We start from the raw sequence: 15361 nt of genomic DNA, 5'->3' as shown, positions 1-15361 counted from the left end.
GCCCATCTTGCGAGGCTGGATCGCGTCCGACGCCCAGTCAGACCGGTTAAGCCCAGCTTCGGGAGTCGCAACCGCCAGGTTCCTTGTTTGTTCCCAATCTGCGACCAGAGTGTACGCGCTGACGGAGGCCATGGCCTCCGAGCACGAAGCCCGGCGGGCGAAGTCGCGCCCTGCACGCGAACAACCTCACCCCTGACACCAAGGCGGCCGGAATGGCGGCCGGGACCTAACCCCCTACCGGCGGCCGGCCCCGCCGGTGCCCGGATTTGAACCTCGCTCACCGGACCGAACGGTTGGGGCGGATACATCCAAGGACTTTCGTCGGGGCGCCACTCGTTGAGCGCCAAATAGCTCATGGTCTGCCCGCGTGGATGTGCTATGCACCCCGCATCATGTCGGCCACCCGGTCCTTTTGGCGTTCGTTGCTCACGGTCTTCCAGATCGTGTCGCTTGCCGCCTTTTCGGTGGCGGGTGCGGGACACTCGCACGCGGGGGAGCTTCACGTCGGACACGACACGTCCGTCTCGGTCGGGTACCAAGTGACCGGAGGGCCAGGTCAGGTTGACGACATGGTGGGCCATGCCGACCGAAGCGCCGAAGAGTCGGTGGCTGGTCCTTGCGGCCTTTGCTGCCCAGTGTCGTTCGCGCGCTGGGACTGCTTGACCGTCGTGGTTGCCTGGAAGCCCGAGCGAACGTTGGCTGGCGTCCGCAAAGTCACGTTCGACAGCGTGGTTCCTGAGACGCTTCCCGAACCCCCTCGAACCTTCGCCTGAGGTCCGCGCTCCAACGCGCGCCCTGAGCGGCTGTCCGTGAACGACAGCCGCCAGCCTCCTTTACGCGAAGGCTCGATCATCCCATGCGTGTTCTCTCCGCCTCCGCCCTGCGGACGGCTCTCCTGGCGTTTGGCCTCTGGGCCGGTGCGCCGACGCTCGCCGTCGCCCATGAGGGGCACGACCACGGCAACGAGGCGCAGGCTCCGGCGGCGGCTACAGCGCCGCGCAGTACGTCGAGCACCGACGCGCTCGAATTGGTCGCCATCGTCCGAAGCGGCCGCTTGGCCGTGTTCCTCGACCGTGTGGGCACCAACGAGCCTGTGACGGACGCCGTCGTCCGAGCCGAGACGCCGGACGGCTCCCTCACCGCCTCGCCCATGCCGGACGGCAGCTACGCGGTCGATGCACATTGGAGCCTGCACCCCGGCGAGCACGAGGTGCTCTTCACCGTGACCGCGGCAGGCTCAACCGACATGTTTCCGGTCACGTTGACGGTGCGGGAGGCACCGCCGCCGAAGTCTGAGGCGGGTGTCTCCGCGTGGGCATCCGGCCTCGCCGCGGCCCACGACTTTCAGCGCCACCTGAAGGAGGCCGACCCGCTGCCGCTGGCCATCGGCAGCACCGGCTTCCTTCTCGGCATCGCGGTCACGCTCCTGATGAAGGGGCGCCGTTACTTGCCGGCCACTGCCCTCGTCGCCCTCATCGTCGCCCTCGCGTTCGCGCCGCGCGCCTTCGCGGGCGAGGGGCACGGTCACGGGAGTGCCCCCGGATCGCAAACCACCCTCATGGCCGCCCCGGCGCCGGCGGGACAGGACTTGGCGCGACGTCAACCGGACGGGTCGATCTTCGTGCCCAAGCCCACCCAGAGGGTACTGGCCGTGCGCACGGTGGTGACATCCTCCGACATCATGCGCCGCACCGTCGAGCTGCCGGGGCGCATCGTGCCCGATCCGAGTGCCAGCGGGGTCGTGCAGTCCTCGGTCGGCGGCCGGCTCTCGCCGCCGGAATCCGGGATCTTCCCGCGGCTCGGCACGCGGGTGCGCAAGGGCGAGGTGCTGGCCTATGTCACGCCGCCGGTGCAGGCGGTCGACGCCTCCGACATGCGCCAACGCCAGGGCGAACTCGACCAGCAGATCGCAGTCACGGAGCGACGGGTCGAACGTTACCGCAAGCTCGCACCGGGCGGCGCCGTATCGCAGGTGCAACTGGAGGACGCCCAGGCCGAGCTGAAGGGTCTGCTCGACCGCCGCGCCGCCCTCGACACAATCCGCCAGCAGCCCGAAGCACTCAAGGCGCCGGTCGACGGCGTGATCGCCGAGGCGACCGCCGTGGCCGGGCAGATGGCGAGCCCCGGCGTGCAGGTGTTCCAGATCGTCGACCCGACCCGCCTCTGGATCGAGGCGCTGAGCTTCGACGCCCTCACCGGCGGCCAGCACGCCACCGCCCGCCTTGCCGACGGTCGCATGCTGCGCCTCGCCTACATGGGCGCAGGGCTCGCCGACCGCAGCCAAGCCGTGCCGATGCACTTCGCCGTCGAAGGCGCGCCGTCGGAACTGCGGACCGGGCAGTTCGTCACCGTGCTGGCCGCAACCGACGCACAGCAGAAGGGGTTGGCGCTTCCGCGCATGAGCGTGGTGCGTGGCGGCAACGGCCAAAGCATCGTCTACGAGCACACCGCGCCGGAGCGCTTCGAGCCCCGCGAGGTGCGGGTCGAGCCGCTCGATGCGGGGCAGGTGCTGGTCGTCTCCGGGCTCGCCGCGGGCAAGCGGATCGTGACCCAAGGCGCCGAACTCCTCAACCAGGTCCGCTGAGGAGGCCAACCCGTGTTCACGCTCCTCGTCACGCAATCCCTGCGCAACCGCCTCCTCGTACTGGCGCTTGCCGCGGTGCTCGTCATCTACGGTGCCTTCACCGCGACCAAGCTTCCGGTCGACGTATTCCCGGACCTCAATCGGCCGACGGTGACGATCATGACCGAGGCCGAGGGACTCGCCCCCCAGGAGGTCGAGCAGCTCGTCACGTTCCCGGTCGAGACGCAGATGAACGGCCTGCCGGGCGTGACCCGGGTGCGTTCCGTGTCCGGCGTCGGCCTCTCGGTGATCTACGTCGAGTTCGACTGGGGCACCGACATCTACCGCAACCGCCAGCAGGTCGCCGAGCGCCTCGCGATGGTGCGCCCGCAACTACCCCCAAACGTCAACCCGATGATGGGTCCGGTCTCCTCGATCATGGGCCAGATCGTGATGGTCGCCCTCAACGGCGGCACGGTCTCGCCGATGCAATTGCGGGAACTCGCCGACTTCACCATCCGACCACGCCTGCTCTCGATCCCCGGCGTCGCCCAGGTGATCCCGATGGGCGGCGAGGTGCGCCAGTTCCGCGTCGCGCCCCAGCCCACGGCCCTGCGGGCGCTCGGCGTCACCCATGGCCAACTGGAGACGGCGCTGGCTCAGTTCGGCACCAACACCGGCGGCGGCTTCACCGACCAGTACGCCCGCGAGTACCTGATCCGGAACCTCGGCCGGAGCATGAGCCTCGACGACCTGCGCAACATGGTCGTCGCCACCGTCAACGGCCGACCGATCTACCTGCGGCAGGTGGCCGAGGTCTCCTTCGCGGCCCGGGTGAAGCGGGGTGATGCCGGTTACATGGGCGCGCCCGCGGTCGTGGTCTCGGTCGAGAAGCAGCCGGCCGTCGACACGGTGCGGCTCACCCGCGAGGTCGAGACGGCCCTCGCGGAGATCACCGCCAGCCTGAACGCCTGCGGCCCCGACGCGGGCAAGGGCAGCTCGGATCGGACGGGTCCGTCCGTGGCCGAACCCGTCGGCGAGGCATGCGCCTTCAAGGGCGTGCGCGCCGACCAGCTCATCTTCCGGCAGGCGAACTTCATCGAGACCTCGATACGCAACGTCGAGACGGTGCTGATGGAGGCCGTCGTCGTCGTCGCGGTGGTGCTGTTCGCCTTCCTCTTGAACGTGCGCACCACCGCGATCTCGCTCACGGCGATCCCGGTCTCGATCCTGGCGACCGCGGTCGTGTTCCACCTCGCCGGGCTGTCGATCAATACGATGACCCTTGGCGGCCTCGCCATCGCCATCGGCGAACTCGTCGACGACGCGGTGGTCGACGTCGAAAACATTTTTCGGAGACTCGGCGAGAACCGTAAAGCGGGTAACCCCAAAAGCGTCTTCACAGTCGTGGTAGAGGCCTCGAACGAGGTGCGCTCCGGCATCGTCTACGCCACTATGGTGATCGTGCTGGTGTTCGTGCCGCTCTTCGCCCTGTCGGGCATCGAGGGCCGGCTCTTCGCCCCGCTGGGTCAGGCCTACATCGTCTCGATCCTGGCGAGCCTCCTCGTCTCCATCACCCTGACGCCGGTGCTGGCCTACTACCTGCTGCCGGGCCTCAAGCGACTGGAGGAGCATGACAGCCAATTCCTCAAGTGGCTTAAGCGCGGGAACGCCGCCCTGCTGCGCGGCCTGCTCGGGCATGGCCGGCCGGTCATGGCGGTCGCCGGTCTGGCGGTGGCGGCGGCCGGGCTCGCGGCGACCTTCCTGCCACGCACCTTCCTGCCGCCGTTCAACGAGGGCTCGTTCACGGTCAACATGACCTTCAACCCCGGCATCTCGCTGGCCGAGAGCAACCGGATCGGACTGGTGGCGGAACGGCTGCTCCTGGAGATGCAGGACGTGAAGTCCATCGGTCGCCGCACCGGCCGGGCCGAGCTCGACGAGCACGCGGAAGGCGTCCACTCCTCCGACCTTGAGATCGACCTGAAGCCGGGGTCGCGACCCAAGCCCGAACTCGTCACCGACATCCGCGGGCGCCTCGCGGTGCTGCCCGTCAGCGTCAACGTCGGCCAGCCGATCTCGCACCGGCTCGACCACATGCTCTCGGGCGTGCGCGCCGAGATCGCGCTCAAGATCTTCGGCGAGGATCTCGACACCCTGCGCGCGCTCGCCGAGGACACGAGGGCGCGGCTCTCGGACATCCCCGGCCTCGCCGACCTCCAGGTCGAGAAGCAGGTGCTCATCCCCCAGTTGGAAATTCGCGTCGACTATGCCCGCGCGGCCCTCTACGGCGTCCAACCCGCGGCCCTGGTCGAGCAGTTGAGCCGCCTGTCGAACGGGCAGGTGGTCTCGCGGGTGGTGGACGGCTACCGCCGCTTCGACGTGGTGATGCGCCTCTCCGACACGATGCGCACGACCCAGCGCCTCGGCGACCTCCTCATCGAGACCCCGTCCGGCTGGGTGCCGGCCCGCCAGATCGCCGACATCCGCGAGACCGACGGGCCGAACCAGATCCTGCGCGAGAACGCCCGGCGCCGCATCGTCGTGCAGGCCAACACCCAACCCGGCTCCGACATGGGAAAGATCGTCCAGGCCATCCAGGAGAAGGTCGCCGCGGCGAACTTGCCCAACGGGTACGCCACGAGCCTGGAGGGCTCTTTCCAGGCCCAGGCAGAGGCGAGCCGGACCATCGGCCTGCTGTCGCTGCTCTCCCTCGCCCTGGTCTTCGCGCTGCTCTACTCCCGTTACCGCTCGGTCGTCTTCACGCTGATCATCCTAGGCAGCATCCCGCTCGCCCTGATCGGCTCGGTGGCCGCCCTTTGGATAGCCGGGCAGCCACTCTCGGTCGCCTCGATGATCGGCTTCATCACGCTGACCGGCATCGCCACCCGCAACGGCATCCTCAAGATCAGCCACTACCTGAACCTGGCGATCCACGAGGGCATGCCGTTCGGGCGCGACCTCGTCATCCGCGGCAGCTTGGAGCGGCTGGCGCCGGTCCTGATGACGGCGCTCTCGGCGGGCGTCGCCCTGGTGCCGCTGATGATCGGCGCCGACGCGCCGGGCAAGGAGATCCTGCACCCCGTGGCGGTGACGATCTTCGGCGGCCTGATCAGTGCGACGCTGCTCGACACCGTGCTGACCCCGGTGCTGTTCCTGACCTTCGGCCGCAAGCCCCTGGAGCGGCTGCGGGACGAGGCCCGTCACCGCCCCGAGGCTTCACCCGAGGCACCGAGAAGTTCGCCCGTCGAGGCGTTCTGAGACCTTCCCGACCCCCGAGAAAGGACATCGTCATGCGCTCCCCCTTCCGCCTCGCCGTCGTTGCCGTCGCCATCGCCCTCGCGTCGCCCTGCCTCGCCGCCGGCCCGAACGGCGGCCAGACGACGGTCGCCGATGGACATCCCGTCGAGTTCGTCGCGACCGAGACCGGCATCACCTTCTTCGTGACCGGTGAGGACGGCAAGCCGGTCGAGACCGCCGGCCTCTCGGCCAAGGCATTCGTGCAGGTCGGAGGCAAGACGGAGACGCTGACCCTGAAGCCGGGGGCGCCGAACAAGCTCATGGCCGACCTTAAGGCCCCGCTGGCGGCGGGAGCGAAGGTCGTGCTGTCCGCGAAGATGCACGGGCACAACATCCAGGCGCGGTTCGAGAAGCAGTAGGGCCGTCGGTGGGGCGGCCCGTGCGGTTCCTTCCGCGCAGGCCGCCTCGGCCCGGCTACCTCCGGGTCAGGACAAATGGCCCAGGAGCACCAGGAAGCCCAGGAGCAGGAAGCACACCGCCAGCACCTTGACGAGGTCGCGTCCCGCCCGCCTTCTGACGTGCGGACGGGCACGACGCCTGCCGCGCGGCTTGGACTCCCATCTCTCGATTTCCCGGGCCAGCTTCTTGCCTACCATGGCCGCGCCGCCTCAGACGGGAAGGTGCGGGAACTCCGCGGAGAGTGCCTCGTCCTCGACCTGGACGGTGACGTGCTCGATGCCGTGCCGCTCCTTCATTAGGCCCCGCACGGCACGGATCACCGCCGGCCCGCCGGCGACGTCGTCGACCACCACGTGCCCGCTCATCGCGTCGAAGCCCGACGTCAACGTCCAGGCATGCAGGTCGTAGGCGCGGCGCACCCCCGGCATCGCCTCGATCTCGGTCTTCAGGGCGGCGAGGTCCACGCCGGGAGGCGTGCCCTCCAACAGGATGTGAAGGGCTTCGCTCAGCAGTCGCCAGGTCCGGGGTACGATGAACAGGCCTATGCCGGCGCCGATGAGAGGATCGACCCAGGTCCAGCCCGTGCCCATCACCACGAGGGCCGCGAGGATGACGCCGACCGAGCCCAGCATGTCCGAAAAGACTTCGAAGTAGGCGCCCTTCACGTTGAGGCTCTCGGACGAGCCGCCCGACAGCAGCTTCATGCTGGCGAGGTTCACGCCCAGCCCAACCAGCGCCACCAGCATCATCGGCCAGCCGAGGATCTCGGTCGGCTCCACGAAGCGCCGATAGGCCTCGTAGAGGATGTAGGCGGTGACCCCGAGCAGCACGACGGCGTTGGCGAGCGCCGCGAGGATCTCGAAGCGCATATACCCGAAGCTCTTGCCCGCCGTCGGCGCCTTGGCCGCGTAGTGAATGGCGAGCAACGCCAGGGCGAGGCCGCCGGCGTCCGTGACCATGTGCGCGGCATCCGCCAGGAGCGCGAGGCTGCCGGTGAGCAGGCCGCCGACGACCTCGGCGAACATGTAGGTCAAGGTCAGCCCGAGCGCCCAGGCGAGGCGTCCCTTGTTGCGGGCCGCAGCCGAGCCCGAGGGAATGCCGCCGCCGTGCGAATGCCCATGGCCGCCGCCGTGTGCGTGTCCGTGTCCCATATGCCGATCCCAGGTTTGCGATGATGTGTCCGACCGCGGGTTTCAGGGCGCGATTCCGCCGATCAGGTCGGCCACGTGTGCGCCAGCCGGATGCCCGGCCTCGACGTGGTGCGTCCCGGAACAGGCCTGGTATCCGGGGCCGAACGTCGTCATGACGAGTTCGCGCCGTCCGTCCGCGGTTTCGCGGCTGGCCAGCAGCGCCTGCCCACCGGGCCAGAGTTCCGCATCCGCCGTCGGTCCCGGCTCGGGTTCGCCGTAACGGCGAACGCCTTCGTCGTGGATGGCCCGACGCGCTTTCGCGAGGTCGTCGCCGGAGAGTGGCACGCCGACCCAGACCACCTGCTGCAGCCCCTCGGTCCGGCAGATCACCAGGATGACCTCGGCCGTCCCGGGTCCCGTGGCCGGCCGCCAACCCTGCGGGTAGTACAGGGCCGTCAAGTTCGCCTCGCGGTCGACCTTCAGCGGACGGGGCACTTCGGAGAGCGGTCCCCACGCAAGGCCGAACGGCGCCTCGCCCGCATCGGCGGCGAGGGCCGGGACGACCGCGAATGCGGCCGCGTGAAGGACGCGCAGGTGCCACCTCATCGCTCGGTCTCCCGTCGGACCCGGTTCCTAGGACGCGGGTCCACGCAGTCGGTGGTAGAGGGCACGAACCGCGTCCGAGTAATCGGTGGCCGGATTGGCCGCGCAGAACGTGCGTAGGAAGTCCGCCTGGGCGGCCAAGGGCATGGAGGGCGGCGCGAGGTCCAAGCCCTCGTCGACCCCGTCCGGCGCCCGGATCAGCGCGCCGCTCATGAACCCCTGCGCCCAGGCGAAGTAGTCGCGCTCCATGGCTGGCTGCGCCGCGGCATCCGCGCCGAACCGGGCACAGGAGGCGGCACCGATGCCGACGATCTTGGTCGGCTCGGCCTGAACGGCCATGGTCAAGCCGAACCACACGAGCATGCCCGACCGGACCCTTCCCATCGGGGCTACTCCGCCGCCTTGAGTTGGCGAGGAACCGACGGCGCCGGGCGCTCAGCCGCTGCCGTGGTCTCGACCCTGCCGAAGCGCGCGTACAGGGCCGGCAGGACGACCAAGGTCAGCAAGGTGGCGCTGATCAGGCCACCGATGACCACGGTCGCGAGCGGCCGCTGGATCTCGGCGCCGGTTTCCGTGGCGATGGCCATCGGCACGAAGCCGAGCGAGGCGACGAGCGCCGTCATCGCCACCGGCCGCAGCCGGATCATGGCGCCTTCGAGGATGGCCTCGCGCTTGGGCCGTCCCTCGGCGACGAGTTGCTTGATGAAGGTCAGCATCACGAGGCCGTTCAGCACCGCCACGCCCGAGAGCGCGATGAACCCGACCGCCGCCGGCACCGAGATGGGCATGCCCCGCAGCCACAGCGCCGCGATGCCGCCGGTCAGGGCCAGGGGCACCGCGCTGAACACCAGCAGGGCGTCCCGGGGCGAGCCCAGCGCCGAGTAGAGCAGCAGGAAGATGAGGAAGAAGCAGACCGGCACCACGATCATGAGACGTTGCTTGGCGGAGGCGAGGTTCTCGAACTGGCCACCCCAGGTGACGTAGTAACCGGACGGAAGCTGGACCTGTGCGGCGACCTTTCCTTGCGCCTCCGCCACCAGCGAGCCGATGTCGCGGCCGCGCACGTTGGCCGTCACCACGACCCGACGCTTGCCGTTCTCGCGCGAGATCTGGTTCGGCCCCTCGGTCACCGAGAACGACGCCACCTGCTTGAGCAGGACCGAACTCGCCCGTCCGTTCAGCCCCGGAGGAAGCGGCACCGGGATGTTCTCCAATGCCTCGCGGTCCTCGCGCACCTTGTCGTTCAGGCGCACGACGATGGGGAAGCGCCGGTCGCCCTCGAACACCACGCCGGCATCCTTGCCGCCGATGGCCGCGCCGATGACCTCCTGGATGGCGCCGACGCTGAGCCCGTAGCGGGCGGCCTCGGCCTTGTTGATCTTGATTTCCAGGAACGGCAGGCCGGCGGTCTGCTCGACCTTGACGTCCTCGGCCCCGGTGATGCCGCGCAGCACCTGGGCGACCTGATTGGCCGCCTTGAGCATCGGCTCGAACTCCTCGCCGAACACCTTCACGGCGAGGTCGCCGCGGGTGCCGGCCAAGAGCTCGTTGAAACGCAGCTGGATCGGCTGGGAGAACTCGTAGACGTTGCCGGCGAGTTCGCCGACCGCCTTCTCGATCTGCTCCTGCAGGTCCGCCTTGGACAGGCTCGGGTCGGGCCATTCCTCCTGAGGCTTCAGGATGACGAAAGTGTCCGACGAGTTCGGCGGCATCGGGTCCGATGCGACCTCCGCCGTGCCGGTTTTCGAGAAGACGTAGGCAACCTGCGGGAATTTTGACACGGCCTGCTCGACCTTCAGCTGCATCGCTTGGGACTGGGTCAGCGAGGTCGAGGGGATGCGTGTGGCGTTGAGCGCGATGCTTTTCTCGTCGAGCTGCGGGATGAACTCGGTGCCCAGGCGTGTGGAGAGGATTCCCGCACCGACGAGGAGCAGGAGCGCTCCGACGACGAAGGCGACGGGCGCGCGGACCGCAGCGGCCAGCACCGGGCGGTAGGCTGCCTTGAACGCACGGATGATGAAGTTGTCTTCCTCGGTGACCTTGCCGGTGATGACGATGGAAATCAGGGCGGGCACGAAAGTCAGCGAGAGGACGAAGGCGGCCACGAGCGCGATGATGACTGTCAGCGCCATCGGCTCGAACATCTTGCCCTCCACCCCGGTGAAGGTCAGGAGCGGGACGTAGACCAGGATGATGATGGCCTGCCCGTAGAGGGAGGGCTTGATCATCTCCTCGGCCGAGGCCCGCACCGTCTGCAGGCGCTCCTCGGTGTCGAGGCTCCGCCCGAGTTCGTGCTGCTTCTCGGCGAGGTGCCGCAGGGCGTTCTCGGTGATGATGACCGCCCCGTCGACGATCAGGCCGAAGTCGAGCGCGCCGAGGCTCATCAGGTTGGCCGAGATCTTCGCCTCGACCATCCCGGTCATGGTCATCAGCATGGCGACCGGGATGACGAGCGCCGTGATGATGGCCGCGCGGATGTTGCCGAGCAGCAGGAACAGGATGACGATGACGAGGGCGGCGCCCTCGGACAGGTTCTTGGCCACGGTCTTGATGGTGGCTTCGACGAGGCGGGTACGGTCGAGGACGGTCTGCACCTCGACCCCCGGCGGCAGCGACTTGCGGATCTGCTCCATGCGTGCGTCGACCGCGGCGGCGACCTTACGGCTGTTGTCTCCGATCAACATCAGGGCCGTGCCGATCACGACCTCCTGGCCGTTCTCGCTGCCGGAGCCGGTGCGCAAGTCCTTTCCGATGCGGACCTCGGCGATGTCCCGGATGCGCACCGGGACGCCGGCACGGGTGGCGACGACCACGTCGCCGATCTCGTCCATGCTCTCCAGGCGCCCGGCGGCGCGAACGACGTAGCCCTCGCCGTTGTCCTCCAGGTAGCGGGCGCCCTGGTTGGCGTTGTTCGTCTCCAGGGCGCGGGCGACGTCACCGAAGGACAGGTCGCGGGCGGCGAGCTTCGTTGGGTCCGGCTGGACGTGGTACTGCTTCTCGAAGCCGCCGATGCCGTCGATGCCGGCGACCCCCGGGACCGTCTTGATCTGTGGGCGGATGATCCAGTCCTGGACCGTGCGCAGGTAGGCGGTCTGCTCCAGTTCCGTCCTGAGGCTCTGACCTTCCGGCGTCAGGTAGCTGCCGTCCGGCTGCCAACCGGGCTTACCCGCGGCCGAGACCTGGCGCTCGCCCGGCTTGGCGTAGTGGATCGACCACATGTAGATCTCGCCCAGGCCGGTCGAGATCGGGCCCATGGCGGGCTCGGCGCCGGGCGGCAGGTCCTGCTTCACCTGCGAGAGGCGTTCGGCGACCTGCTGGCGCGCGAAGTAGATGTCGAGCTTCTCCGCGAAGACGGCGGTGACCTGCGAGAAGCCGTTGCGCGAGAGCGAGCGGGTGTATTCCAGCCCCTTGATGCCCGCGAGCGCGGTCTCGACCGGGTAGGTGACCTGCTTCTCGATGTCGACGGGCGAGAGCGAGGGCGCGGTCGTGTTGATCTGGACCTGGTTGTTGGTGATGTCCGGGACGGCGTCGATGGGCAGCTTGGTCACGGCATAGCCACCGAATCCGGCCGCCAGCAGCGACAGCAGCAGCACGAGCCAGCGCTGGTGGACGGAGAAGTCGAGGATCTTCGAAATCATGGCCCGTCCCCTCAATGCGCGTGGTCGGCTTCGCTCTTTCCGAGCTCGGCCTTGAGGAGGAAGGTGTTGCCGACGGCGATGGCCTCGCCGGGCTTGAGACCCGAGGCGACCTCGTAGGCGTCGTCGTCGGAGCGCCCGAGTTCGACCTCGCGCTTCTCGAAGCCCTCGTCTGTGCGGACGAAGACGACGCGCTTGCCCTCGACGGTCTGGAGGGCCGCCTTGGGCACGCTCACCGGAACGGCATCCCGCGAGATCTCGACCTCGGCGGTGACGTAGGTGCCCGGACGCCAGGCCATGTCCTTGTTCGGCAGGGCGACGATGACCTTGGCGGCACGCGTGTCGGCGGTGAGGAAAGGACTGACGAAGACGACCTTGCCCTTCTCGTGCTGCACGCCGCCCTCCTGGCCCGGCGCGACCGTGACGGACGCGCCTTCCTTGACCTTGGCGAGTTCCGAGGTCGGAACGGCAAGTTCGATCCACACCGTTGAGAGGTCGGCGACGGTGTAGAGGTCGGAAGGGTCGCCTTCCTTGCCCACCGCGGTGCCGACGTCGACCTTTCGCTCGACGATGCGCCCCGACATCGGCGAGCGCAGTTCGTACTGGCGCAGGCTCGACAGGTTCGGGGTGGTCTCGTCGCGCTTGGCCAGCTTGGCCACCGCCGTCGCGTCGAGCCCCAGCGCCGACAGCTTCTGCCGCGCCAGATCCTGGCGCAGCGTCGCCTCGGAATAGACCGCCTTGGCATTCAAGAAGGCGCTCTCGGCCGAGATCCGCTTGTCCCAGAGCGCCTGCTGCCGTTCGAAATTGGTCTTCTCCAGGTCGGCCTTCACCGAGGCGGTGAGGTACTCGCTCTTGGAGTCCGCGACCTCGCGGCTATCCAGGACGGCAACGACCTCGTCCTTCTTGACGGCGTCGCCCAGGCGCTTGCGCATCTCGGCGACGGTGCCGACGACCCGGGCAGGGACCCGCGCGATCCGGTCGGTGTCGGGCGTGATCGTACCGGGCACCAGGATATGGCGAGACAGCATGGCGCCCTCGGCTTTGGCCACCTTGATGTCCTGGTTCTCGATCTGCTCGGCGGTCATTTTGACATGACCTTCCTCGCCTTCGGCCTCGGAGTGGTCATGCTCGCCTTGGGTCTGCTCGGCCCCGGGCTTACTGGCCGGCTTGCCGTGACCGTGACCGTGTCCGTCGCCCGCGGCGTGGCCCGCCTCGCCGGGGGAAGCCTCGGCGGAATTCGCGGCGGTGGGGCCGCTGGCGAGGTTGAAGACGGTCGGCGGCAGGCCAGCCGATATCAACAGCCCCTGGACGAAGCCGGAGACGGCGGGAACCGCAGCGCCCACGAGGACGCCGACGGCCAGGATGAGGGCGGTCAGGATGATGCGCATGATGCCTGCTCGGGCGTGCCGGAAGCCGATGACGGACATGCCGGACAATCGCGGTCGGTGACGTGAGGAGACGGCTCGGGTCGGTCGGACCCGGGTTCGTGACGCGCCGCCTTCGCGGCGTCACCTCAGGCGCGCGGCGGCCTTGGCAGGCGGTCGGGAGAGACCGAGGGCATCCTCTCGGACAATCTGGCGTAGGAGGGGCGCGTTCCGTCGGGGAGCGGGGCATCGCCGGCGACGGTCGTGCTCAAGGCGACGTGGCAACCGCAATGGACGTGGTCGGCTGACCCGGGGTCGGAGGCATGATCCAGGCCAGACACCGTATGCGGGACGAGCGAGAGTTCGCTCCTGTCATGGCCTTGACGGCCCTGGTGAGAGACAAGGTCGTCCATGAGACCGGCGCCGGGCATCGCGATGGCCAGCGCCAGGACGAGCGCGAGGGCGGCGGTTGCCCACCACCCCGTCATCGCTCCGAAGCTCATATGGCGCCGCGCCGAAGTCATCACCGTCCTTATCTGCGATTCCGAGGCTGTGTCGCAAGCTGCGGTCGCCCGTTGTGGTGAAGGCTTCCCTGGTCGGAGGATACTGAATGGTCGCTTCACGCCCCGTTCAAAGCCGTCGGCAGAGCCTTGTGCGACCAGCAAGGAATTTTCGTCCATGAAACGTCGCTTGATCACCCTGACGACCGCTGCCCTCGCATCGGTCCCCATGACCGCGTCGGCCCAACATTACGGCTACGGACCACCTCCCCACCATCATGAGGAGGTGCGCCGCCACCATCACGGCGACCACGACCACGTGGAGGTTCGTCGCCATCATCACGACGACCGGGACGAGAACCGCCACGGCTTTGAGCGCCACGATCACCGCGAGTTCGACGACTGAACGTTTCGGTCGACCGAACCAAGGCGGACGCCCGCCCCGACTTGCGTCGAGGCGGGCGTTTCCACGATGCGTGAGGGGGCTGTATCGCACCGTGAAAAGTCGTCCGGGCAAGGGGACGCCGCGAGCGCGTAGCCGAGGCCCGTTGCCAGGAGCGCGAAGACGACGAGCAGGGGCAGCAATCGCATCGCGCGTCTCCCGCTCATCGTGTCACCTCGTGGGAAGCTTACTTCTTGCCGGGCTTATCCTGGCTGTGCCCGTGCGCGTGGCCGTCGCCTTCGCGGTGCGCGGGCTTGCCGTCCGGGCCTTTCTCCTGCGCCTCCCGCACCCGCGGATCGTCACGGTGGGCGGGTCCGCCGGAGACGTCGCCCGAGTTCGGGACGCTGCGCTCCGGATTGGAGGCGTTGCCGTGCCCGTCGACCGCGAGGGCGGGCGTGGCCGCTCCGGCCAGCATCGCGGCGGTGAGAACGGCGGCAAGCGTACGCTTCATCGATCTGTATCCCTTCCATCGGCCACATCGGCCGCTTGAGGAGTGGAGATAGCCGACCCGTTTGACTGCCGTTCGCCGCGTTCGTGACGAAGTGTGTCAGGCGCGCGTGCCGACACACTTCGTCAAGGTCGAGCAAAGCCTCGGCCATGGGGTCGACGTATCCCTACCGGCTCCCCGCAGGACCGGACGCCGGGTCGAACGCGACCCCGGCGAGATCCGACGCGGCAGCGACAGGTGGCCAAGTGGACAGATCTTTCCCGTCGAGACCCGAGACCCGCGTGCCCCTGGCCGTCGCGCTGGCATTCCTGGCGGGTTCGGCCGACTCGATAGGCTTCCTGGAACACTCTCAACTGTTCATGTCGTTCATGAGTGGGAACACGACCCGGTTCGGCGTCGCGGCCAGTTCCTTCGATTGGTCAGGCGTCACCAGGTTCGGCAGCACCATCGCGCTGTTCTGCTTCGGTGCGTTCGCCGGCACCCTTGTTGCGGCTTGGGCTGGGCGGTGGCGTCTTTCGGTCCTGCTCGGCGCGCAGGCCGTCCTGCTGTCCATCGGCAACCTCCTGCCGGAAGCTTCCGATGCGTTTCCTCTTCATGCCTATCCCGTCGTCCTTGCCCTCGGCATGCTGAATGCGACGCTGCAGGATGAGGCCGGGCGGAGCCTCGCCCTGACCTACGTCACCGGAACCGTCGTACGTTTCGGGACCGGTTTGGCGAACATGGTCCTGCACAAGCCCGCGCCGTCGTTCTGGCTCCAGGCACCGCTTTGGGCGGGCCTGACGCTTGGCGCGGTCGCCGGCGGCTTCATCCAGAAGGCCCTTGGTCCCGATGCCTTCCTCGTTCCGGCGGCCCTGTCCGCGTCGCTGGCTGTCGCAGGCATCATCCTCACGGTGGCACTGCCTGGGAGCGGCTATGTCTCGAACGAGCGGTCGGCGCAGCCGGACGCGCACCCCGACGCACCGGCGACCGCCCGGTAG

The 15361-nt window shown here is 68.6% G+C and carries 11 protein-coding genes; 5 read left to right on the top strand and 6 right to left on the bottom strand.

The window, feature by feature from the left end:
• The first annotated feature begins 856 nt into the window (after positions 1-856).
• Genes LPC10_RS19245 through LPC10_RS19235 form a run of 3 tightly spaced genes read left to right on the top strand, consistent with a single transcriptional unit; the run spans position 857 to position 6222 of the window.
• Positions 857-2584, top strand: a complete 1728-nt coding sequence (locus LPC10_RS19245; protein ID WP_003596852.1) for an efflux RND transporter periplasmic adaptor subunit — start codon at positions 857-859, stop codon at positions 2582-2584.
• 12 nt (positions 2585-2596) lie between these two features.
• Positions 2597-5824: an efflux RND transporter permease subunit gene (locus tag LPC10_RS19240; RefSeq protein WP_003596851.1), complete on the top strand. Its 3228-nt coding sequence runs from the start codon at positions 2597-2599 to the stop codon at positions 5822-5824.
• A gap of 32 nt (positions 5825-5856) precedes the next feature.
• The gene (locus tag LPC10_RS19235; protein ID WP_003596849.1) at positions 5857-6222 is read left to right on the top strand and encodes a hypothetical protein; all 366 of its coding nucleotides are present in this window, start codon (positions 5857-5859) and stop codon (positions 6220-6222) included.
• A gap of 249 nt (positions 6223-6471) precedes the next feature.
• Here LPC10_RS19235 and LPC10_RS19230 read toward each other — a convergent pair whose 3' ends face one another.
• The 5 genes from LPC10_RS19230 to LPC10_RS19210 are packed head-to-tail and all read right to left on the bottom strand — an operon-like array spanning position 6472 to position 13018.
• On the bottom strand, positions 6472-7413 hold the full coding sequence (locus LPC10_RS19230) for a cation diffusion facilitator family transporter (RefSeq protein WP_003596846.1): 942 nt from the start codon (positions 7411-7413) through the stop codon (positions 6472-6474).
• Positions 7414-7455: 42 nt separating this feature from the next.
• A complete protein-coding gene (locus LPC10_RS19225) occupies positions 7456-7998 on the bottom strand; it encodes a hypothetical protein (protein ID WP_003596842.1) in 543 nt (180 codons plus the stop codon).
• A 27-nt stretch (positions 7999-8025) separates the two neighbouring features.
• Entirely contained in the window at positions 8026-8379 is a 354-nt protein-coding gene (locus LPC10_RS19220) for a hypothetical protein (RefSeq protein WP_003596841.1), read from the bottom strand.
• A 5-nt stretch (positions 8380-8384) separates the two neighbouring features.
• Positions 8385-11633: an efflux RND transporter permease subunit gene (locus LPC10_RS19215; RefSeq protein ID WP_003596840.1), complete on the bottom strand. Its 3249-nt coding sequence runs from the start codon at positions 11631-11633 to the stop codon at positions 8385-8387.
• A gap of 11 nt (positions 11634-11644) precedes the next feature.
• Positions 11645-13018, bottom strand: coding sequence for an efflux RND transporter periplasmic adaptor subunit (locus LPC10_RS19210; RefSeq protein WP_003596839.1), 1374 nt, complete (start codon positions 13016-13018; stop codon positions 11645-11647).
• A 654-nt stretch (positions 13019-13672) separates the two neighbouring features.
• Between LPC10_RS19210 and LPC10_RS19205 the strand changes: the two genes are divergently transcribed.
• The gene (locus tag LPC10_RS19205) at positions 13673-13900 is read left to right on the top strand and encodes a hypothetical protein (RefSeq protein ID WP_003596837.1); all 228 of its coding nucleotides are present in this window, start codon (positions 13673-13675) and stop codon (positions 13898-13900) included.
• A gap of 223 nt (positions 13901-14123) precedes the next feature.
• Here the strand turns inward: LPC10_RS19205 and LPC10_RS19200 are convergent, their stop codons facing one another.
• Positions 14124-14387, bottom strand: coding sequence for a hypothetical protein (locus LPC10_RS19200; RefSeq protein ID WP_003596834.1), 264 nt, complete (start codon positions 14385-14387; stop codon positions 14124-14126).
• Positions 14388-14665: 278 nt separating this feature from the next.
• Between LPC10_RS19200 and LPC10_RS19195 the strand changes: the two genes are divergently transcribed.
• The gene (locus LPC10_RS19195; protein WP_012455875.1) at positions 14666-15361 is read left to right on the top strand and encodes a YoaK family protein; all 696 of its coding nucleotides are present in this window, start codon (positions 14666-14668) and stop codon (positions 15359-15361) included.

Origin of the sequence: Methylorubrum sp. B1-46, assembly GCF_021117295.1 — a bacterium.
Taxonomy (GTDB): Bacteria; Pseudomonadota; Alphaproteobacteria; order Rhizobiales; family Beijerinckiaceae; genus Methylobacterium.
The sequence above is the reverse complement of the archived record's forward strand: the minus strand, read 5'-3'. Positions and strand labels throughout refer to the sequence as shown.